Annotated in this window: 19 protein-coding genes; 12 read left to right on the forward strand and 7 right to left on the reverse strand. The window is 66.5% G+C overall.

From position 1 onward, the window contains the following. The first annotated feature begins 8 nt into the window (after nucleotides 1–8). A complete protein-coding gene (locus ACODTJ_RS02750) occupies nucleotides 9–752 on the forward strand; it encodes an SDR family oxidoreductase (RefSeq protein ID WP_454655706.1) in 744 nt (247 codons plus the stop codon). A 37-nt stretch (nucleotides 753–789) separates the two neighbouring features. Further along, nucleotides 790–2193 (forward strand): dihydrolipoyl dehydrogenase, encoded by a 1404-nt coding sequence (lpdA, locus tag ACODTJ_RS02755; RefSeq protein ID WP_454655707.1) that lies wholly within the window; start codon nucleotides 790–792, stop codon nucleotides 2191–2193. Nucleotides 2194–2333: 140 nt separating this feature from the next. On the opposite strand, the gene folD is transcribed toward lpdA, so the two are convergent. Then, nucleotides 2334–3194 (reverse strand): bifunctional methylenetetrahydrofolate dehydrogenase/methenyltetrahydrofolate cyclohydrolase FolD, encoded by an 861-nt coding sequence (gene folD / locus ACODTJ_RS02760; protein WP_488847523.1) that lies wholly within the window; start codon nucleotides 3192–3194, stop codon nucleotides 2334–2336. Nucleotides 3195–3383: 189 nt separating this feature from the next. On the opposite strand from folD, the gene ACODTJ_RS02765 reads away from it, so the two are divergent. The 5 genes from ACODTJ_RS02765 (at nucleotide 3384) to ACODTJ_RS02785 (ending at nucleotide 8485) form a co-directional block, all read left to right on the forward strand. Further along, the gene (locus ACODTJ_RS02765) at nucleotides 3384–4709 is read left to right on the forward strand and encodes a cytosine deaminase (protein WP_454655709.1); all 1326 of its coding nucleotides are present in this window, start codon (nucleotides 3384–3386) and stop codon (nucleotides 4707–4709) included. Then, nucleotides 4706–6130 (forward strand): FAD-binding oxidoreductase, encoded by a 1425-nt coding sequence (locus ACODTJ_RS02770; protein WP_454655710.1) that lies wholly within the window; start codon nucleotides 4706–4708, stop codon nucleotides 6128–6130. The genes ACODTJ_RS02765 and ACODTJ_RS02770 overlap by 4 nt, the downstream gene beginning before the upstream one ends. A gap of 169 nt (nucleotides 6131–6299) precedes the next feature. Next, nucleotides 6300–6881 carry an NAD(P)H-dependent oxidoreductase gene (locus ACODTJ_RS02775; RefSeq protein WP_454655711.1) on the forward strand — a complete coding sequence of 194 codons (582 nt, stop codon included), beginning with the start codon at nucleotides 6300–6302 and terminating at the stop codon, nucleotides 6879–6881. A 103-nt stretch (nucleotides 6882–6984) separates the two neighbouring features. Beyond that, on the forward strand, nucleotides 6985–7467 hold the full coding sequence (locus tag ACODTJ_RS02780) for a MarR family winged helix-turn-helix transcriptional regulator (protein WP_336811078.1): 483 nt from the start codon (nucleotides 6985–6987) through the stop codon (nucleotides 7465–7467). A 157-nt stretch (nucleotides 7468–7624) separates the two neighbouring features. Continuing rightward, nucleotides 7625–8485 carry a DMT family transporter gene (locus tag ACODTJ_RS02785; protein WP_488847524.1) on the forward strand — a complete coding sequence of 287 codons (861 nt, stop codon included), beginning with the start codon at nucleotides 7625–7627 and terminating at the stop codon, nucleotides 8483–8485. A 208-nt stretch (nucleotides 8486–8693) separates the two neighbouring features. On the opposite strand, the gene ACODTJ_RS02790 is transcribed toward ACODTJ_RS02785, so the two are convergent. From ACODTJ_RS02790 to ACODTJ_RS02800, 3 genes are all read right to left on the reverse strand, one after another. Beyond that, on the reverse strand, nucleotides 8694–10652 hold the full coding sequence (locus ACODTJ_RS02790; RefSeq protein ID WP_454655713.1) for a potassium transporter Kup: 1959 nt from the start codon (nucleotides 10650–10652) through the stop codon (nucleotides 8694–8696). A gap of 78 nt (nucleotides 10653–10730) precedes the next feature. Next, a complete protein-coding gene (ispG, locus tag ACODTJ_RS02795; protein ID WP_454655714.1) occupies nucleotides 10731–12005 on the reverse strand; it encodes a flavodoxin-dependent (E)-4-hydroxy-3-methylbut-2-enyl-diphosphate synthase in 1275 nt (424 codons plus the stop codon). 13 nt (nucleotides 12006–12018) lie between these two features. Further along, nucleotides 12019–12534 carry a Fur family transcriptional regulator gene (locus ACODTJ_RS02800; RefSeq protein ID WP_454655715.1) on the reverse strand — a complete coding sequence of 172 codons (516 nt, stop codon included), beginning with the start codon at nucleotides 12532–12534 and terminating at the stop codon, nucleotides 12019–12021. A 139-nt stretch (nucleotides 12535–12673) separates the two neighbouring features. Here ACODTJ_RS02800 and ACODTJ_RS02805 point away from each other — a divergent pair, with 139 nt between their 5' ends. The 3 genes from ACODTJ_RS02805 (at nucleotide 12674) to ACODTJ_RS02815 (ending at nucleotide 15221) form a co-directional block, all read left to right on the forward strand. Beyond that, nucleotides 12674–13459, forward strand: a complete 786-nt coding sequence (locus tag ACODTJ_RS02805) for a 3-hydroxybutyrate dehydrogenase (RefSeq protein WP_454655716.1) — start codon at nucleotides 12674–12676, stop codon at nucleotides 13457–13459. Then, nucleotides 13456–14529: a patatin-like phospholipase family protein gene (locus tag ACODTJ_RS02810; RefSeq protein ID WP_454655717.1), complete on the forward strand. Its 1074-nt coding sequence runs from the start codon at nucleotides 13456–13458 to the stop codon at nucleotides 14527–14529. The genes ACODTJ_RS02805 and ACODTJ_RS02810 overlap by 4 nt, the downstream gene beginning before the upstream one ends. Nucleotides 14530–14804: 275 nt before the next feature. Then, complete coding sequence (locus ACODTJ_RS02815; RefSeq protein WP_047578809.1) at nucleotides 14805–15221, forward strand: DUF3830 family protein; 417 nt, start codon at nucleotides 14805–14807, stop codon at nucleotides 15219–15221. Nucleotides 15222–15277: 56 nt separating this feature from the next. On the opposite strand, the gene ACODTJ_RS02820 is transcribed toward ACODTJ_RS02815, so the two are convergent. Both ACODTJ_RS02820 and ACODTJ_RS02825 read right to left on the reverse strand, forming a co-directional pair. Next, entirely contained in the window at nucleotides 15278–17149 is a 1872-nt protein-coding gene (locus tag ACODTJ_RS02820; RefSeq protein WP_454655718.1) for a cation:proton antiporter domain-containing protein, read from the reverse strand. A gap of 151 nt (nucleotides 17150–17300) precedes the next feature. Beyond that, nucleotides 17301–17621, reverse strand: a complete 321-nt coding sequence (locus ACODTJ_RS02825; RefSeq protein WP_454655719.1) for a polyhydroxyalkanoic acid system family protein — start codon at nucleotides 17619–17621, stop codon at nucleotides 17301–17303. Nucleotides 17622–17760: 139 nt separating this feature from the next. Here ACODTJ_RS02825 and ACODTJ_RS02830 point away from each other — a divergent pair, with 139 nt between their 5' ends. After that, on the forward strand, nucleotides 17761–18141 hold the full coding sequence (locus tag ACODTJ_RS02830) for a YkvA family protein (RefSeq protein ID WP_454658949.1): 381 nt from the start codon (nucleotides 17761–17763) through the stop codon (nucleotides 18139–18141). 88 nt (nucleotides 18142–18229) lie between these two features. On the opposite strand, the gene ACODTJ_RS02835 is transcribed toward ACODTJ_RS02830, so the two are convergent. Next, the gene (locus ACODTJ_RS02835) at nucleotides 18230–18439 is read right to left on the reverse strand and encodes a hypothetical protein (RefSeq protein WP_454655720.1); all 210 of its coding nucleotides are present in this window, start codon (nucleotides 18437–18439) and stop codon (nucleotides 18230–18232) included. A gap of 175 nt (nucleotides 18440–18614) precedes the next feature. Here ACODTJ_RS02835 and ACODTJ_RS02840 point away from each other — a divergent pair, with 175 nt between their 5' ends. Beyond that, a complete protein-coding gene (locus ACODTJ_RS02840) occupies nucleotides 18615–19280 on the forward strand; it encodes a hypothetical protein (protein ID WP_488847525.1) in 666 nt (221 codons plus the stop codon). Nucleotides 19281–19332: the final 52 nt, after the last annotated feature.

The following is a 19332-nucleotide window of genomic DNA, read 5'->3' on the forward strand; positions in this document are numbered from 1 at the left end:
AGCAGGACGTGTCGGGCGTTGCGATCGTCACCGGCGGCAGCCGGGGAATCGGCCGGGCGACCGCGATCCTGCTCGCGGAGCGCGGCTACGATCTCGTCGTCAACTACCAGTCCAATGCTGAGGCCGCGGCCGAGACGGTCACGGCCGTCAACGGCCGAGGCCGGCAGGCCGTGGCGGTCAAGGGCGATGTCGGCAATGAGGCTGATGTCGCCGCGATCTTCGCGGCGGCCGACCAGCTTGGACGGCTGACGGCGCTGGTCAACAATGCCGGCGTGATCGATGCCCCGCAGCGCCTCGACGAGATGGATCTCGCTCGTCTTGACCGGATGTTCCGGATCAACCTCACCGGCAGCTTTCTCTGCGCCCGCGAGGCGGTGAAGCGGATGTCGACCCGCCATGGCGGGCAGGGTGGCGGCATCGTCAACCTGTCCTCCGCTGCGGCGGTGCTGGCCGGTGCCGGGCAATATCTCGACTATGCCGCCGCAAAAGCCGGCATCGACATCTTCACGCTTGGCCTCGCCCGCGAGGTCGCGGCCGAGGGCATCCGGGTCAATGCCGTCAGGCCCGGGATCATCGATACGGAGATCCATGCCAGCGGCGGCATGCCCGATCGCGTCGCTGCTTTGCGCGACCAGCTTCCGATGAAGCGCGAGGGCACGGCGCGCGAGGTGGCGCAGGCGATCGCCTGGCTGCTCTCGGATGAGGCCTCCTACACCAACGGAACCGTCTTGAACGTGACCGGCGGGCGCTGAAGCGCCGCCGCATTCGAACACAGGAAAGGAAGTCACCATGGCTGCGGCCTACGATCTCGTCGTCATCGGAACCGGCCCCGGCGGCTATGTCTGCGCCATCCGCGCCGCCCAGCTCGGCCTCAAGGTCGCGGTGGTCGAGAAGCGCAAGACCCATGGCGGCACCTGCCTCAATGTCGGCTGCATCCCCTCCAAGGCGCTGCTGCACGCCTCCGAGATGTTCGAGGAGGCCGGCCACACCTTCGAGAAGCTCGGCATCGTCGTCGGCAAGCCGAAGCTCGATCTCAAGGCGATGATGGCCCACAAGCAGGAGACGATCGATGCGAACGTCACCGGTGTCGGCTTCCTGCTGAAGAAGAACAAGATCGACGCCTTCCACGGCACCGCCTCGATCCCCGCCGCCGGCAAGGTCATCGTGACCGCCGGGGACGGCAAGGCGCAGGAGATCGAGACCAAGAACATCGTCATCGCGACGGGTTCGGAATCGGCGCCGCTGCCGGGCGTGACCATCGACGAGAAGACCGTCGTGACTTCGACCGGTGCGCTCGAGATCGGCGCTGTGCCGAAGGAGCTCGTCGTGGTCGGCGCCGGCGTGATCGGCCTCGAGATCGGCTCGGTCTGGAGCCGTCTCGGCGCCAAGGTCACCGTCGTCGAATATCTCGACCGCATCCTGCCCGGCATGGATGGCGAGGTCGCCAAGCAGTTCCAGCGCATCCTGCAGAAGCAGGGCTTCACCTTCCAGCTCGGTTCCAAGGTCACCAAGGTCGAAACCGGAAAGAAGGGCGCGACCGTCACCGTCGAGCCCGCCGCCGGCGGCACGGCGACCACGCTCAATGCCGATATCGTGCTGGTCGCAATCGGCCGCCGTCCGAACACGGATGGCCTCGGCCTCGACAAGGCCGGCGTCGCCACCGAGCGCGGCCGCGTCGTCATCGACGATCATTTCAAGACCAATGTCGCCGGCATCTACGCGATCGGCGATGTGGTGCGCGGGCCGATGCTGGCGCACAAGGCCGAGGATGAGGGTGTCGCCGTCGCCGAGATCATCGCCGGCAAGCATGGCCATGTGAACTACGACGCCATTCCCGGCATCGTCTACACCGCGCCGGAAGTCGCCGCGATCGGCAAGACCGAGGAAGAGCTGCAGGCGGCCGGCGTCGCCTACAAGGTCGGCAAGTTCCCGTTCACGGCGAACGGCCGCGCCCGCGCCATGCGCCATACCGACGGCTTCGTGAAGGTGCTGGCCGATGCGGCGACTGACCGCGTGCTCGGCTGCCACATCATTGGCCCGCATGCCGGCGACCTGATCGCGGAAGTGACCGTGCTGATGGAGTTCGGCGGTTCGGCCGAGGACCTCGCCCGCACCTGCCACGCCCATCCGACGCTGGCCGAGGCGGTGAAGGAAGCCGCGCTCGCGGTCGACAAGCGCCAGATCCATATGTGATCGGGCCGGCGGGCCGTGCCTCTGGTACGGCCCTGCTGCAAGAACGAAAAAAGGAGCTGCAGTCCTGCAGCTCCTTTTTTCGTTCGAGAACTAACTGAAAAGAGCCAGGCCGCCTGTGGCGGTCTCGTTGGCGGCTGAACTCACCCCCGCCGCGCGTGGAAGGCCGTCAGCGTGTTCTTGAGCAGGCAGGCGATGGTCATCGGCCCGACGCCGCCCGGGACCGGGGTGATCGCGCCCGCGACCTTCACGGCCTCCGCGAAATCGACGTCGCCGGTCAGCTTGCCGTCGGGCAGGCGGTTGATGCCGACATCGATCACGGTCGCGCCGGGCTTGATCCAGTCGCCCTTGACCATGCGCGGGTGGCCCACCGCAGCGATGACGATATCGGCGCGCTTCACGACAGCGGCCAAGTCGCGGGTGCGCGAATGGGCGATGGTGACGGTGCAGTCGGCCTGAAGCAGGAGCTGCGCAACCGGGCGACCGACCAGCTCCGAGCGGCCGATCACCACGGCGTCGAGCCCGGACAGCGAGGGCAGCGCCTGTTTCAGAAGGAGCATGGAGCCGAGCGGCGTGCAGGGCACGAGGCCATTCTTGCCGCCGGCGAGCAGGCCAGCATTGATCGGATGCAGGCCGTCGACATCCTTGGCCGGGTCGATGGCGTCGATGATGCGGCCGCTATCGATATACTTCGGCAGCGGAAGCTGGACGAGGATGCCGTCGACGCTGTCATCGGCGTTGAGCTCGGCGAGCTTGGCGAGGAGCTGCGCTTCCGTCGTGTCGGCCGGCAGCCGGTGGGCGACCGAGTTCATGCCGACCTCGACCGCGAGCTTCTCCTTCGAGGCGACATAGACCTTGCTGGCCGGGTCCTCGCCGACGAGGACGACATGGAGGCCGGGCACGATACCCCTGTTAGCCTTGATCGCCGCGACCTCGCGGCCGATCTCGGCCCTGAGCGCAGCGGCAGTGGCCTTGCCGTCGATGATGCGGGCTTCGCCGGTCATGGTCCGACCTCGTGTTGGCTGATGACGCCGCCCTCATGCGCGATCCAGCCGGCCCGGACAAGCCCGAATGCGCGGCTTTCCCGGCTGCGACGTCATCGGCCGGGGAGGAGAGGCCCGCGCGGCTTGCGAGTGCTCCATTGGCCCGGTATCTCCGAACCGGAGCTTGAGAGGCAGGAGAGGCGAGACAACGTGACGACCGGTTTCGCCCGCCTACCCGATGCCTCCGCTTTCCGCCTGACCGATTTGCGCGTGCCTGCCTGCCTGATCGAGGGCGATGCTATCCCGGCCGACCGCAACGGGCTGGCGCGTGTCGATCTTGCCGTCGCGGATGGCCGCGTGGCCGCGATCGAGCCTGCCGGGATGGTGGCCGCCGAGGTGGGGTCCGTGGTGAGCCTCGATGGCGGCATCGCCTTGCCGCGGCTCGTCGATGCGCATGTCCATCTCGACAAGGGCCATATCTGGCCGCGCAGTCCCAATCCGGACGGCACCTTTCCGGGAGCGTTGAACACCGTCGGCGCCGATCGCGAGGCGAACTGGTCGGCCGGGGACGTGCGGGCGCGGATGGATTTCTCGCTGCGCGGCGCTTTCGCGCATGGCACGGCGGTGATGCGGACGCATCTCGATTCGCTGGGCAAGCAGATCGGCATCTCCTGGCCGGTCTATGCGGAGTTGCGGGCGGAGTGGGCCGGGCGCATCGCGCTTCAGGCTTCGCCGCTCTTCGGGGCCGATGCCGCACTCGATCCGGCGCATATGCAGGCGATCGTCGCTGCCGTGAAGGCGCATGGCGACAACCTGCTCGGCTGCGTCACGTATATGATTCCGGTTCTCGACCGGGCGCTCGACATCCTGTTTCGGGCGGCGATCGAGAACGGTTTCGATCTCGACTTCCATGTTGACGAGACCAACGATCCGTCGGCGCGCTCGCTGGAACACATCGCGGACGCGGCTCTGCGCCATCGTTTCACCGGCCGCATCCTGTGCGGGCATTGCTGCTCCCTGGCGCTTCAGGCACCGGAGGACGAGGCGCGGATCATTGCCAAGGTCTGCGAGGCCGGCATCGCCGTGGTCTCGCTGCCGCTCTGCAACATGTATCTGCAGGACCGGCAACCCGGCCGCACGCCGCGCTGGCGCGGCGTCACGGCGCTGCATGAATTGAAGGCGGCCGGCGTGCCGGTGATGATCGCCTCCGACAATACGCGCGACCCGTTCTATGCCTATGGCGATCTCGACCTCGTCGAGGTGCTGCGCGAGGGCACCCGCATCCTCCAGCTCGACCATTCCGGGCCGGACTGGGCCGATGCCGTGGCGCGCACACCGGCCGAGGTGATGGGCGTCAGGGCCGGCGTCATCGCGGTCGGCGCGCCGGCCGACCTCATCCTGACGCGCGCGCGCGACTGGACCGAACTCTTCTCCCGGCCGCAGGCCGACCGCACCGTGCTGGTTTCCGGCAAGGCGATCGACCGGACGCTGCCGGACTACCGCGAACTCGACCATCTGATGGGCAGAGCATCATGACCGCACGCTACGACATCGCCACGCTGAAGAGCCGTCTCGGCAGCATCCGCACCGAGGAGAACCCGGCGCTGGTGAAGCAGAAGAGCCGCGACTTCTTCTGGTACTCGCCGATCCTCAAGCGCCAGCTCGATCATGTCGTGGGCGATATCGTGGTCTCGCCGACGAGCGAGGCGGAGGTGGTGCAGGTGCTTGCCGCCTGCCATGAGCTTGGCATTCCCGTCACGCCGCGCGGCACCGGCACCGGCAATTACGGACAGGCCATGCCGCTCTCGGGCGGCGTGCTGCTCGATCTCTCCGGCTTCAACAAGGTCAAGGAGATCGCCGCCGGCCGTTATGTCGCCGAGCCCGGCGCGATCATGGCCCGGATCGACGACGAGACCCGCGCGCATTCGCGGCAGGAGCTGCGCCTGCACCCCTCGACCTATCAGACGGCCTCGATTGGCGGTTTCATCGCCGGCGGCTCGGGCGGCGTCGGCTCGATCAAATGGGGCGGCTTGCGCGACTGGGGCAACATCATCCGGCTCAAGGTCGCGACGATGGAGGCAAGCCCGCGCATCCTCGAATTCTCCGGCGAGGACCTGCACAAGGTCGCCCATGCCTATGGCACCAACGGCATCATCACCGAAGTCGAGATGCCGCTCGGGCCGGCCTATAACTGGGTCGACGTCATCGTCGGCTTCGAGGACCTGCGGGCCGCGACCGAATTCGCCAATGCGGTCGGCGAGCAGGACGGGCTCGCGCTGAAGAACCTCAGCGTCGTCGCCGCGCCCGCGCCGCACGACTACTTCCTGCGCCACCGCAAGTTCCTGCCGCGCGACAGCCATCTCGTCATCGTCATGGCCGCCGATTTCGCGGTCGATGCGCTCTACGCCTATGCGCGGCGCTTCAAGGGCGCGGAGCTTCTGCTGCGCACCGACAAGCTCTCGCCGGAGGATGCCAAGGGCCTGCCGCCGGCTTACGAACTCGGCTGGAACCATACGACGCTGCGGGCTTTGCGCGTCGATCCGGCGATCACCTATCTGCAGGTGCTCTATCCCTATCCCAACCAGGTCGAGCTGGTGGACAAGATCCATGCCCGGTTCGGCGACGAGGTGACCTGCCATCTCGAGTTCGTGCGCTTCGACGGGAAGATCACCTGTTTCGGCCTGCCGCTGGTGCGCTTCACCAGCGAGGAGCGGCTGGAAGAGATCATGGCGATCCATGAGGAGATGGGCGCGCCGATCTTCAACCCGCATCGCTACACGCTGGAGGAAGGGGGCATGAAGCAGACCGACGAGACGCAGCTCGCCTTCAAGCGCGAGGCCGATCCGCAGGGCCTGCTCAATCCCGGCAAGATGATCGCCTGGGAAGACCCGTCCTACGACTACCGCTCGGGCAAGACCTTCCTGTTCCGCAGCCTCAGCGAAGCCGGGGTCGGCTAAGGATCATGTCGAGTTTGCAAGGAAACACGACGTCATCCCGGGCTTGACCCGGGATCCATCGAAGGTCGCCGGAGCTCTACGACGGATCCCGGATCGGCGCCGCTTTGCGGCTTGCCCGGGATGACGTTGTGGTTCCTTCGGAAAGCAATCCCTTCTCGGAAACACCCGCATGCGCGTCCTCGTCCTCTATGCCCATCCGGTTCCGGAAAGCTTCGGCGCCGCCATCCACGAGACGGTCGTCGCCAGCCTGAAGGCGGCGGGGCACGAGGTCGACGATTGCGATCTCTATGCGGAGGGCTTCGACCCGGTGCTGAGCTGTGAAGAGCGGCGCGGCTATCACGACACGGACAGCAACACGCTGCCGGTCGCTGCCTATGTCGAGCGGGTGAAGCGGGCCGAGGCGCTGGTGCTGTGCTTCCCGGTCTGGAATTTCGGCTATCCCGCGATCCTCAAGGGCTTCCTCGACCGGGTCTTCCTGCCCGGCGTCTCGTTCAGGATGGTCGATGGCAAGGCACAGCCGGCTCTGCACAATATTCGCCGGCTCGTCGCGGTGACCAGCTATGGCGGCTCGCGCTGGCGCGCCTTCCTGATGGGCGACCCGCCGCGCAAGGCGGTCTGTCGGGCACTGCGGGCGGTTTGCCACCCGCTGGCGCGCACGACCTATCTCGCCCATCATGAGATGAACCTCTCGACTCCGGCCAGCCGGACAGCTTTCCTGAAAAAAGTCGCGACCAAACTCACGCTCTCGTAGCTCTGACATCCGATTGTCATCCGTCTGTCATGTTCGCGCGCGACTACGCAGCCGGCGAAGCGTCTGCTTACCCGTCCAAGGATCGGCCCGAAGGATCGACCCCATGACCAAGGCAATCGAGAAGAGTGTCGGCCGTGCCCTGCTCGTCACCGCGCGGCTGCACCGTTCGCGGATGGGCGAGAGGCTGAACGGGCTGGGTTTGTTTCCGGGGCAGGAGCAGGCGCTGAAGGCGCTGCAGCCGGCCCCGATGACGATGGGCGAACTCGCCGCGCTGCTACGCGTCAAGCCGCCGACCGTGTCGAAGACGATCGGGCGGCTCTCGCTGCAGGGCCTCGTCACCCGCGAGGGCGGCAATCGCGACGGCCGCCTCGTGCAGGTCGCGCTGACCGAAGCCGGCCAGAGCACTGCGGCCGAGCTCGACGCGGTCTGGAACGAAGTCGAGGAGGAACTTCTCGACAAGCTCGACGGCAAGGAGCGCAAGCAATTGCGCAAGCTCCTGCGCAAGGCGGCCAAGGGCCTCTCCAAGGCCGGTGCCGAGCATGACGACGCTGATGGCGATCTTGACGAGGCCGATAGCGACGCCTGATTTCCGCATGGAGCGCATGCTTCTGCGTGCTGGCGGCGCTGCCTAAATCGGTTCAATCTGCTCTCGTCATTCCTCCAGAGCATGGCGAGACTCTGTGTCCTCCCCTCCAGTGGCGCCTTCCGAGACGGGCCGCGCGCGCCTGGCCGCGATCGGGCTGATGTGCGCGGCTGTCCTGCTGTTCTCGTTGCTGGATACCAGCGCGAAATGGCTGGGCCAGTCGATGAATCCGCTGCAGGTGGTGTTCGCGCGCTATGCCGGCAGCATGATCCTGGTGCTGGCCGTCATTAATCCGTGGTCGCATCCAGGCGTGCTGCGGACCAGTCGCCCGTGGCTGCAATGGGGCCGTTCGCTGCTGCTGCTCGGCTCGACCGCGCTCAACTTCGTCGCGCTGCGCTATCTCCAGCTCGCCGAGACGATCTCGATCATGTTTGCGACGCCCTTGCTGGTGGCGCTGGCATCGGGGCCGCTGCTCGGGGAATGGCCGGGGCCGCGCCGGCTCGCGGCGATCGGAGTCGGCTTCATCGGCGTGCTGGTGGTGACGCGGCCGGGGATCGGTGGCATGCATCCGGCGGCGCTGCTGATCGTGCTCGGCTGTCTGTGCTACGCCTTCTACTCGCTTTCGACCCGGATGCTCTCCGGGCATGATTCATCGGAAACGACGATGATCTATTCCGGCGCTGCCGGAACGCTGGCGACGATCCCGCTCTTGCCCTGGGTCTGGGAGACACCGCAGACGCTGCTGCCCTGGCTCCTGATGATCGCGGTCGGCGCGCTCGGCGGCTTCGGCCACTGGCTCCTGATCCTGGCGCATCGGCTGGCGCCTGCGACGGTGCTGGCGCCCTTCATCTATTCGCAGATCGTCTGGATGCTGCTGCTCGGCTGGCTCGTCTTCGATCAGTTGCCGGATCGATGGACCTTCGTCGGCGCCGGCATCGTGATCTCGTCCGGGCTCTACCTGCTCTATCGCGAGCGGGTCCGGCATGTGCCGCAGGAGGCGGCCTCGGCACGGTTGGATTGAGAGACTGCTCGGCAAGTCTACTGCGGCGGCCGACTGACGGCGCATTCTGCGCTTCCGGTGCTCACGTACTGTAGTACGCTCCGCTCCGGTTCTCGAAAGCACCGCCATTCGACTCGCCGCAGCGACTTGCCAAGCAGTCTCTGCGGCGAGCTATTCCATTCTTCCGGACTGATCGCTTCGCAATCATCTGGAACAGCGGTGGAGTTGATCAGACCGTGACCTGCGTGCCGACCTCGACGACCCGGCCGGTCGGGATCTGGAAGAAGTTGGTCGCGTCGGTCGCGCTCTTGGTCAGGCCGATGAAGAGGTTGTCCTGCCAGACCGGCATGCCCGATTGCGGCGAGGGCTTGATCGAGCGGCGCGACAGGAAGAACGAGGTCGACATGATGTCGAACTTGAAGCCCTGCTTGCGCAGCATGGCCAGGCCCTTCGGCACGTTTGGGCTCTCCATGTAGCCGTAGACCATGTCGACCCGCCAGAAATCGTCGGTGATGCGGGCAAGGCGCACGCGCTCTTCCTCTACGACGCGGGGCGTATCGGCCGAGCGCACGGTCAGGACGACGTTACGCTCGTGCAGCACCTTGTTGTGCTTGAGGTTGTGCAGCAGAGAGGCCGGCGCGGTCTCCGGATCGCTGGTCAGGAACACGGCCATGCCCTTGACGCGGGCGGGCGGGCTCTTCGAGAGCATGGTGACGAGCTCGAGCAGCGGCACGTCGGTCTTGCGGGTCTTGTCGAACAGGATCTTGGTGCCGCGCATCCAGGTCCACATCACCAGCGTCAGGCCCATGGCGAGCAGCACCGGCACATAGCCGCCGTGGAACAGCTTCAGCATGTTGGCGGAGAAGAACGACACGTCGACGAGGAAGAAGGGCAGGATCAGCGCGCCGGTCGCCAGCGGGCTCCAGCCCCAGTGGCGGCGGATGACGATCGCGGCCAGCATGGACGAGACCACCATCGTGCCGAAGACCGAGATGCCATAGGCATGCGACAGGCTCGACGAGGTCCGGAACGACCAAACCAGGATCAGCACGACGACGAGCAGCAGCAGGTTCACGCGCGGCACGTAGATCTGGCCGGAGGTCTGCTCGGAGGTGTGGCGGATCTCCATGCGCGGCAGCAGGCCGAGCTGGATCGCCTGCCGGGTCAGCGAGAAGGCGCCGGTGATCACGGATTGGCTGGCGATGATGGTCGCGACCGTCGCCATCACCACGAAGGGCAGGAGCAGCCCTTCCGGCGCCAGCCGGTAGAACGGGTTGTCGATGGCGCTGGGGTCGGCGAGGATCAGCGCGCCCTGGCCGAGATAGTTGAGCCACAGTGCCGGGAAGACGATGTAGAGCCAGGCGCCGCGGATCGGGCCGCGGCCGAAATGGCCCATATCGGCATAGAGTGCCTCGGCGCCGGTGACGGCGAGACAGACCGAGCCGAGCACGGCCAGAGCCACGCCGGCATGGTCGCGGAAGAACAGCAGCGCATAATACGGGTTGATCGAGCGGAAGACGCTGAGATCGTCGGCGATATGATAGATGCCAAGCCCCGCCAGCGTCAGGAACCAGACGAGCATGATCGGACCGAAGAAGGTCGCGACGCGATGCGTGCCGTGGCTCTGCATCACGAACAGGCCGATCAGGATCACCGAGGCGATCCAGAGGATGTAGTCGTTCAGCACCGGGGTGACGAGTTTGATGCCTTCGATCGCCGAGAGCACCGAGATCGCCGGGGTGATGACGGTGTCGCCGTAGAACAGGCCGGCGCCGATCATGCCGAGCAGGAGCGCGACATGGCTGCGCGCCCGGCCGAGGCTGCGCTGCGCCAGTGCGACCAGGGTTAGGATGCCGCCTTCGCCATTGTTGTCGGCGCGCATCAGCAGCACGACATATTTCAGCGTCACGACGACGACGAGCGACCAGAGGATCAGCGAGAGGACGCCAATGACGACGGAAGCCGGCACCGCGGCCTTCGTGTCGCCGCCCGTCGCGGCAAGCACGGTCTCGCGCAGCGCGTAGAGCGGGCTGGTGCCGATATCGCCATAGACGACGCCGAGCGCACCGAGCGCCAGCGCCCCATAGCCCATCTTGCCGTGGCCACCGTTCTGGTCGTGCCCGGCATCGAGGCCGAAGCGGGAATCCTCCGGCCGAACGGTCGCAGGATTCGGGTTCTCATGCCCCATCAGGGATCTCCGCACATGCTGCGGCGCAGCGAAAGGCCGGGGCCTCTAGCACGTTGCGCGCGGCGCGCAAAGGCGGGATCAACTGGCGGCACCAAGACCGACACTGAAGCGCCGCTCGATATAGCTTGCGACCATGGTCTTGAATTCGGCCGCGATGCCGGCACCGCGCAGTGTCGCGACCTTCTTGCCATCGACGAAGACGGGCGCGGTCGGGTCCTCACCGGTGCCGGGGAGCGAGATGCCGATATCGGCATGCTTGGACTCACCGGGGCCGTTGACGATGCAGCCCATCACCGCAACGTTGAGGGTCTCGACGCCGGGATAGCGCGTCTTCCATTCCGGCATGGACGTGGAAATCCAGCTCTGGATATCCTGGGCCAGCTCCTGGAAGACGGTCGAGGTGGTGCGGCCGCAGCCGGGGCAGGCGGCCACCAGCGGCACGAAGGCGCGGAAGCCCATGGTCTGGAGCAGCTCCTGCGCCGTCTTGACCTCGAGCGTGCGGTCGCCGCCGGGCTCCGGCGTCAGCGAATAGCGGATAGTGTCGCCGATGCCTTCCTGCAGGAGGATGCCGAGCGCGGCCGAGGAGGCGACGATGCCCTTCGAGCCCATGCCGGCCTCGGTCAGGCCGAGATGGATGGCGTAGTTCGCCCGGCTCGCCAGCATGCGGTAGACCGTGATCAGGTCCTGCACGCCGGAGACCTTGGCGGAGAGGATGATATACTCGCGGGCGAGGCCGAGCTCCTCGGCGCGCTCGGCCGAGAGCAGGGCCGACTGGACCATCGCCTCGCGCATGATGGCGCGGGCGTCGAGCGGACGGACGGCGCGCGCGTTCTCGTCCATCAGCATCGTCAGCAGCTCCTGGTCGAGCGAGCCCCAGTTGGCGCCGATGCGCACCGGCTTGCTGTGCTTGATCGCCAGCTCGATGATCTGGCTGAACTGCTTGTCCTTCTTGTCCTTGAAGCCGACATTGCCGGGATTGATCCGGTATTTCGCCAAGGCCTCGGCGCAAGCCGGATGCTCGCCGAGCAGCTTGTGGCCGATATAGTGGAAGTCGCCGACCAGCGGCACGTCGACGCCGATGCGGTCGAGCCGCTCCCGGATCTTCGGCACGGCGGCTGCGGCCTCGTCGCGGTCGACGGTGATGCGGACGAGCTCGGAGCCCTGGCGGGCGAGCGCGGCGACCTGCGCGACCGTCGCCGCGATATCGGCCGTGTCGGTGTTGGTCATCGACTGTACGACGATGGGGGCGCCGCCGCCGACGGTGACATGGCCGACCTTGACGGGGACGGTGAGCTGGCGGCCCAGCGGGCCCGCACGTTCCGGCGTCAGATAGGAAAAGGCGCGCTCGTTCATGCGGGCTGCTCTATCACGAACCGGCATTCCGGCAATGCTCGCAACGGCCGACGATCTCGACCATCTGGTGCGAGGGAGAGAATTGCCGGTTTTCCGCGATCGCCGCCACCGCTTTCTTCATCGCGGGCGAGGAATCCTCGTCGACCCCGCCGCAGGATTCGCAGATCAGGAAGGCGACGACCTCGTTCGCGCCATGGCCGTGCAGACAGGCAATATAGGCGTTCTTCGAGGAGAGCCGGTGGACGAAACCCTGCTCGACCAGGAAATCGAGCGCGCGATAGATCGAGATCGGCGCAAGCCTGCGTCCGCCGGCCGGCGATATCCGGTCCGCCAGGTCATAGGCGCCGACGGGGCGATGGTCAGCATGGAGCGCCTCCAGCGCCTGCCGCCGGATCGGCGTCAGGCGCAAGCCCCGCTCGCGGCAGATTCGTTCGGCCCGGGCGAGAGCCTCCGCCGCATGGCGGCGGTGATCCTCGGCGTGGCGGCAATCGTGCCCGTCATGTGTATGGTGCACATGGTCGTCATGCATAGGCGCGTCTGACTGCATTTTCGTCATGTTGCGTTGCGAAGGGTCATCGGGCAACGTGCGGCGATATCCTGCCGTTCCATTGCCCTGTCTGCCCCGAACCTAAGCATTTTCTCCCCGATTGTCAGGAGCCTTGACGCTCATGTTCCTCAAAGACCGTACTGCGGCGATCACCGGCTCGACCTCGGGCATCGGATTGGCCTATGCCCGCGCCCTTGCCGCCGAGGGCGCCAACCTCGTCATCAACGGCATCATGCCGCCCGCCGATGCGGAGAAGCTGCGCACCGATCTGGAGCAGGAGTTCGGCATCAAGGTGGTCTTCTCCGGCGCCGACATGACCAAGCCGGCCGAGATCGCCGGCTTCATCGCCGAGGGCGAGAAGGTCTTCGGCGCGATCGACATCCTGATCAACAATGCCGGCATCCAGTTCGTCTCGCCGATCGACGAGTTCCCGATCGAGAAATGGGACCAGATCATCGCGATCAACCTGTCCTCGGCCTTCCACACCATTCGCGCCGCGCTGCCGAAGATGAAGGCGAAGGGCTGGGGCCGCATCATCAACACGGCCTCGGCGCATGCCTTCGTCGCCTCGCCCTTCAAGTCGGCCTATGTCGCGGCCAAGCACGGCATCGCCGGCCTGACCAAGACGGTGGCGCTCGAAGTCGCGACCCAGGGCATCACCGTCAACGCCATCGCGCCCGGCTATGTCTGGACGCCGCTGGTCGAGAAGCAGATCCCGGACACGATGAAGGCGCGCAACATGACCAAGGAGCAGGTCATGAACGACGTGCTGCTCGCGGCGCAGCCGACCAAGGAATTCGTCACGGTCGAGCAGGTCGCGGCGCTCGCGCTGTTCCTGTGCTCGGATTCGGCCAAGTCGATCACCGGAACGACGCTGCCGATGGATGGCGGCTGGACCGCCGCGTGAGCGGGCGCCCCTCCCGCAAGGCCGAACCGGTCAAGGGACTGGTTGGGCCGAAGGCGGAGAAGACGGTCTCGCTGGCGCTGCAGGGCGGAGGCGCGCACGGCGCCTTCACCTGGGGCGTGCTCGACGCCGTGCTCGAAGACGGGCGCCTCGGCATCGAGGCGCTGACCGGCACCAGCGCGGGGGCGATGAACGCCGTCGTGCTGGCCGAGGGCTGGATCGACGGCGGTATCGACGGAGCCCGCGCCAAGCTCGAGGCCTTCTGGCGGGCGATCAGCGTCGACGGGAAATATGGCGGCTCGGAACGCTCGCTGCTCGACACGATGCTGGGCGCCTGGGGCAACAATAACGGCACGCCGCCGGGCATGCTGTTCTTCGAGATGTTCGCGAAGGTCGCGAGCCCCTATGACGTCAATCCGCTGAACATCAATCCGCTGCGTGGCGTGGTTGCCGACCTCATCGATTTCGAGAAGGTCAGGGCCTGCGACGCGGTGAAGCTGTTCATCGCCGCGACCAATGTCCGCACCGGCAAGATCGCGGTGTTCGATGGCAAGGATCTGACCCCCGACCATGTGATGGCCTCGGCCTGCCTGCCGATGGTGTTCCAGGCCGTGGAGATCGATGGCGAAGCCTATTGGGACGGTGGCTACATGGGCAATCCTGCCCTGTTCCCGCTGTTCTACCAGGCGCATTGCGACGACATCCTGCTCGTTCAGATCAACCCGATCCAACGCCGTGAACTGCCCACCAAGGCGCGCGAGATCCAGGACCGGCTGAACGAGATCACCTTCAACGCCTCGCTGCTGCGCGAGCTCAGGGCGATCGATTTCGTCAACCGGCTGGTCGATTCCGGAAAGCTGCCGCGTGAGGAGTACAAGCGCGTGCTGATGCATCGCATCGACGGCGGTCCTCCGCTGGCCGAGCTGACCTCCTCGTCGCGGATGAACGCGGAATGGGCGTTCCTGCTCAAGCTGCGCGACATGGGCCGCATGGCCGGCAAACGCTGGCTCAAGCGCAACTACGAGGCGATCGGCAAGACCGGCACGCTCGACCTTCGGGAAGCGATCGGCTGATCTCTTCCGCGGTCGGTTGAGCTTGCCCTGGACTTCCGCCGTCATCCCGGGCTTGACCCGGGATCCATCGAAGGGCTCCGTGCTCTACGATGGATCCCGGAGCTCCGCTTCGCTGCGTCCGGGATGACCCACGCATTTGTTGCGAAGCTGCATCTCACGATGCCCCGCATCCTTCACGTTCCGGCGTCTCACTTGTTCCGGCAGCGCTCTTGCGCGCGCTGTCGGCACAATGCCATTCAACGGGTCCGAAACGCTTCCAAGAAGACGGGGATTTCATGAGCAAGCTGATCGTCACCGCCGGGCCGTTCAAGTTCGACGCCAAGTTCGAGCTGGAAGCCGCTCCGAAGACCTGCGCCGCCTTCAAGAAGCAGATGCCGTTCATCAGCAAGATGGTGCATGTGCGCTGGAGCGGCGAGGGCGTCTGGATGCCGCTCGGCGATCTCGATTTCGGCGTCGGTTACGAGAACAACACGGCCTATCCGGCGCCGGGCCACATCATCCTGTATCCGGGCGGCGTCAGCGAGACCGAGATCCTGCTTGCCTATGGCGGCGTGCAGTTCGCCAGCAAGGCCGGCGTGCTCTCGGGCAACCACTTCATCACCCTGACCTCGGGGCTGGAGAACCTCTACACGCTCGGCCGCAAGACGCTCTACGAAGGCGTGCAGGATGTCCGCTTCGACCTCGTCGACTGAGCGCGGTCAGCGATTGAACATGGAAAGGGCGGGGCGCATCGCGTCCCGCCCTTTTCTTATGCGGCTGCCGGGGGATCGGCCGGCGGGTCCTCTGTTGGCTTGGCCACAGGCGGCTTGGGCGCCGGCAGCTCGGCCATCGCTTCGGGCTTGGCAGCCTCGGACGCCGTCTCCGCCTCGGCAGGCGGAGGCGTGTCAGCGTCCTTGAGGTTCTGGCAGAGCGAGAGCATGGCGCGGGCGATCTCGGCTTCGCCCATGATCGTCAGCGTCGCGCCGCATTTGGTGAGATGCGCCACCTCGGCATCGGAATGGGCGCGGGCGACGATCGGCAGGGCCGGATTCTCGGCGCGGGCCTGCTCGCAGACCTGGCCGGCTTCGAAGCTGCCGGGGATGGCGACGAAGAGGCGGACAGCCCGGCCGATGGCGGCGGCGGAGAGCACCTCCGGGTCGGCGGCATTGCCGACCAGAAGCTCGGCGCCGTCGCGCTTGGCCGTCTCCACGGCGTCGGGATTGTCCTCGATGACCAGGAGCTTGGCACCCTGCGAGAGCAGGCCGGCGCCGAGCAGGCTGCCGACGCGGCCGTAGCCGACGACGACGATGTGGTTGGCCAGGCTGGTCGGAGTGATGTCGCGCTCGGGCGGGGCTTCGGCTTCAGGCTCTGGCGCCGCGGCCTTCTCGGGCTCTCCCGCCTCGGCGGGAGCCGCCGGCTTCGGCTTGGCAGCCGGAGCCTCCGGAGCCAGCCGCTCGGCCAGGGCGAAGACCACGGGATTGAGCAGGATCGACAGGATCGCGCCGGCGAGGATGAGGTCGCGCCCCTGGGCCGGCAGGATGCCGAGCGCGGTGCCGAGGCCGGCAAGGATGAACGAGAACTCACCGATCTGGGCAAGCGAAGCCGAAATGGTCAGGGCGGCGGTCTGCGAGCGGCCAAAGGCGCGCATGATCAGCCAGGCCGCGGCGGATTTGCCGATCAGGATGATGGCGAGCGTGCCGATCAGCGGCCCCGGTGCCCGCAGGAGGATGCCGGGATCAAAGAGCATGCCGACCGAGACGAAGAACAGCACCGCGAAGGCATCGCGCAGAGGCAGGGTCTCCTCGGCCGCGCGCTGCGAGAGCGGCGATTCCGACAGGATCATGCCGGCGAAGAAGGCGCCGAGCGCGAAGGAGACGCCGAACAGCGTCGCGGCCGCATAAGCAACGCCAAGCGCGACGGCCAGCACCGCCAGCCGGAAGAGCTCGCGCGAGCCGGTATGGGCGACCCAGTGCAGCACCCAGGGGATGACCCGCCGGCCGATCACCAGCATGAAGGCGAGGAAGCCGATCAGCTTGGCGAAGGTCAGGCCGAGCACGCCCCAGACGCCGAGATCGAAGCGTGTCGCGAGCGGGGCGCCGCCGCCGGAGGGCGCGCCGTTGATGATCTCGGCCAGCACCGGCAGCAGCACCAGCGCCAGCACCATCGCGATGTCCTCGACGATCAGCCAGCCGACGGCGATGCGGCCGCGCTCGGTCTGGACCAGGCGCCGTTCCTGCAGGGAGCGCAGCAGGACGACTGTCGAGGCGGTGGAGAGCGCCAGGCCGAAGACCGCGCCCGAAAACCAGTTCCAGCCGAGCCAAGTGCCGAGTCCGAGGCCGAGCAGCGTCGCGATGCCGATCTGGACGATGGCGCCAGGCACGGCGATCGCCTTAACCGAGAGCAGGTCCTTCAGGGAGAAATGCAGGCCGACGCCGAACATCAGCAGGATGACGCCGATCTCGGCCAGTTCGTTGGCGAGGTTCTGGTCGCCGACGAAGCCCGGTGTGAACGGGCCGGCGGCGACACCGGCGAGGAGATAGCCGACGAGGGGGGAAATCCGCAGCTTTTGGGCAAGCGCCCCGAAGACGAAGGCAAGGCCAAGGCCCACGACGATGATGGCGATCAGCGGGCCGTGATGCATGGCTCTCCCGAATCCGAAAGGTCAATAAATCAAGATTGTTTGAACTTTCGGAGCATGGGGTTTCGAGGCTGCGATTTCAACCGAAAGGCCTACGACTTTTCAGGCTTTCGCTGCCGAAAATTCCGGCGGCCGGGAATGGCGGGCGATATGGTCACGCCTTCGGCTTCTCCAGCAGGATCTGGCCCTGCTTCTCGACGCCGATCTTGAGCTTCTCGGCGAAGACCGCCAGCATCCAGGGCAGCGTCACCTCGATGCGGACGAGGCTGTCCTCGATATCGACGCGGCCGTGGACGGTGTGGCCGAGCGCTCCGACGCCGAAGTGCAGCGCGTCGCCCTCCCAGCGTTCCTCGACGAGCTGCATCCGGACCATGCCGAGCCGGTCGCGGATCTTGTCGACGCCGCCGCGCAGGCGGGCGAGCGCTGCCTCCCGGCCAAGCTCATGCGAGATGGTAATCGAAACCGGCTTGCCCATGTCAGCTCATCGGAAAGGGAGGGAGGCCGGTATATGGCCATGGTGCGGGCGTTTTGCCAGCGCCGCCGGATAATGAGACCTCGTGGGCGATATCTGCTAACCGAAGCGGCACGCGATCGAACCTTTCGGAAAGGCCGCCATCTTGCTGGAGCGAGCGAAGCAATGGGCGCGCGGGCTCAAGCGGGATGTGCTCGCCCTCTGGATCGCGGCCCGCGACAGCCGGACGCCCTGGTATGCAAAGCTCGCCGCGGGCGCAGTCGCGGCCTATGCGCTCAGCCCCATCGACCTCATTCCGGACTTTATCCCGATCCTCGGCTATCTCGACGACCTGATCATCGTGCCGCTCGGCATTCTGCTTGTGGTCAAGCTCATTCCGGAACCGCTGATGGCAGAATACCGGGAAATGGCGGCGGGCCGGGCCAAGCAGAGGAGTTATGGCGGCATGGCCGCGGTCCTGGCGATCTGGATCGGGGCGGGGGCTGCGTTGCTGTACTGGTTGTGGCCTGGCAGCTCATTCTGAGCAGCCTAAACCGCGCATGGAAAAGCCCGCCAACCGGGCGGGCCTGATGTTCCATCGCTTTGGCCGGAACACCCGGCTTTCGTCCGCCTCAGTCGCGGTCGTTCAGGCGCTTCTGGCCGGTCTGGGTGACCCGCCAGATGGTGCCGTCCGACTCGACGAGGCCGCGATCCTGCAGGGAATGCAACATCGTCTCGTCGAAGATGAAGTGACGGGTCTCCTCCTCGATGCTCTCCAGTGCGATCCATTCGGGATCGGAGAGAACGTACGGGTGAGCGATCTGGAGGTGCTGAACATGCATGCGCGTCTCCTTCTCGTTGATTGCCCCTGTTCCACAGTGCTTCGCATCCAATCATGACGTGGTCATGGCCGAACAGGTGAAGAATCGTGACCCAGTTGTTTTGACGCGGGCGGGAACCCGGCCGCGCCGGCTTCGTTCTCTGGCCATGTCCCCTTTCAGAAATGGAGAGACCGCCATGGCGATCAGCAGCAACAGCTTCCCGCCCGACGTTCCGAGGGCCGCCGACGAGGCTGGCGAGGCCATGGGCGCCAGCGTGAGCAGCCTGCGTGGCAAGGCGGCGGAATTCGCCGGCAAGGCCAGCGAGGCCGTCAAGGACCACTATGAACGGGCCAAGGACGCCTGGGATGAGGCCGAGCCCCTTGAGGCCGTCCGTGGCGGTGGGCAAGCGGTCGTGCAGAGCGTGGAGCGCCATCCGCTTGCTGCGCTTGGTTTGGGGGTGGCCGGCATTGGACTGGTCGCCTGGGCGATGCTGCGCAGTCAGCCTTCGTCTGGCTGGGAGCGCTATCAGCCCGATTACGGGCGTTGGCGTGGCTGGCTTCAGGGTTATGGCTCCGAGGCGGCCGATGCCGGTAACCGGGCCCTGAAGTCGGGAAGCGGTTGGCTGCGCTCACATCGCAATGTCGCGGATGACTATGCCGATCGCGCCGGCGACTACGCGGCGATGGCCCGCGACTATGCCGACAGAGGCGGGCGCATGCTGGCCAAGCGCGCCGAGCGCGAGCCGATGGCGGTTGTCGTCGGGCTTGGGCTCGCGGCTTATGTGATCGGGTCGCTGTTGAGCTCGGCTTCGGCCAGAGAGCCTGCCGCCGCGCCGGCGCGCAAGCGCGCAGCCCGGCGCTGACGCCTCGGCCGAACAGGCTTTCGACAAACGAAAAAGCCCTGCGGCGCAGAGC

This window comes from Allobosea sp. FG18, assembly GCF_057809495.1.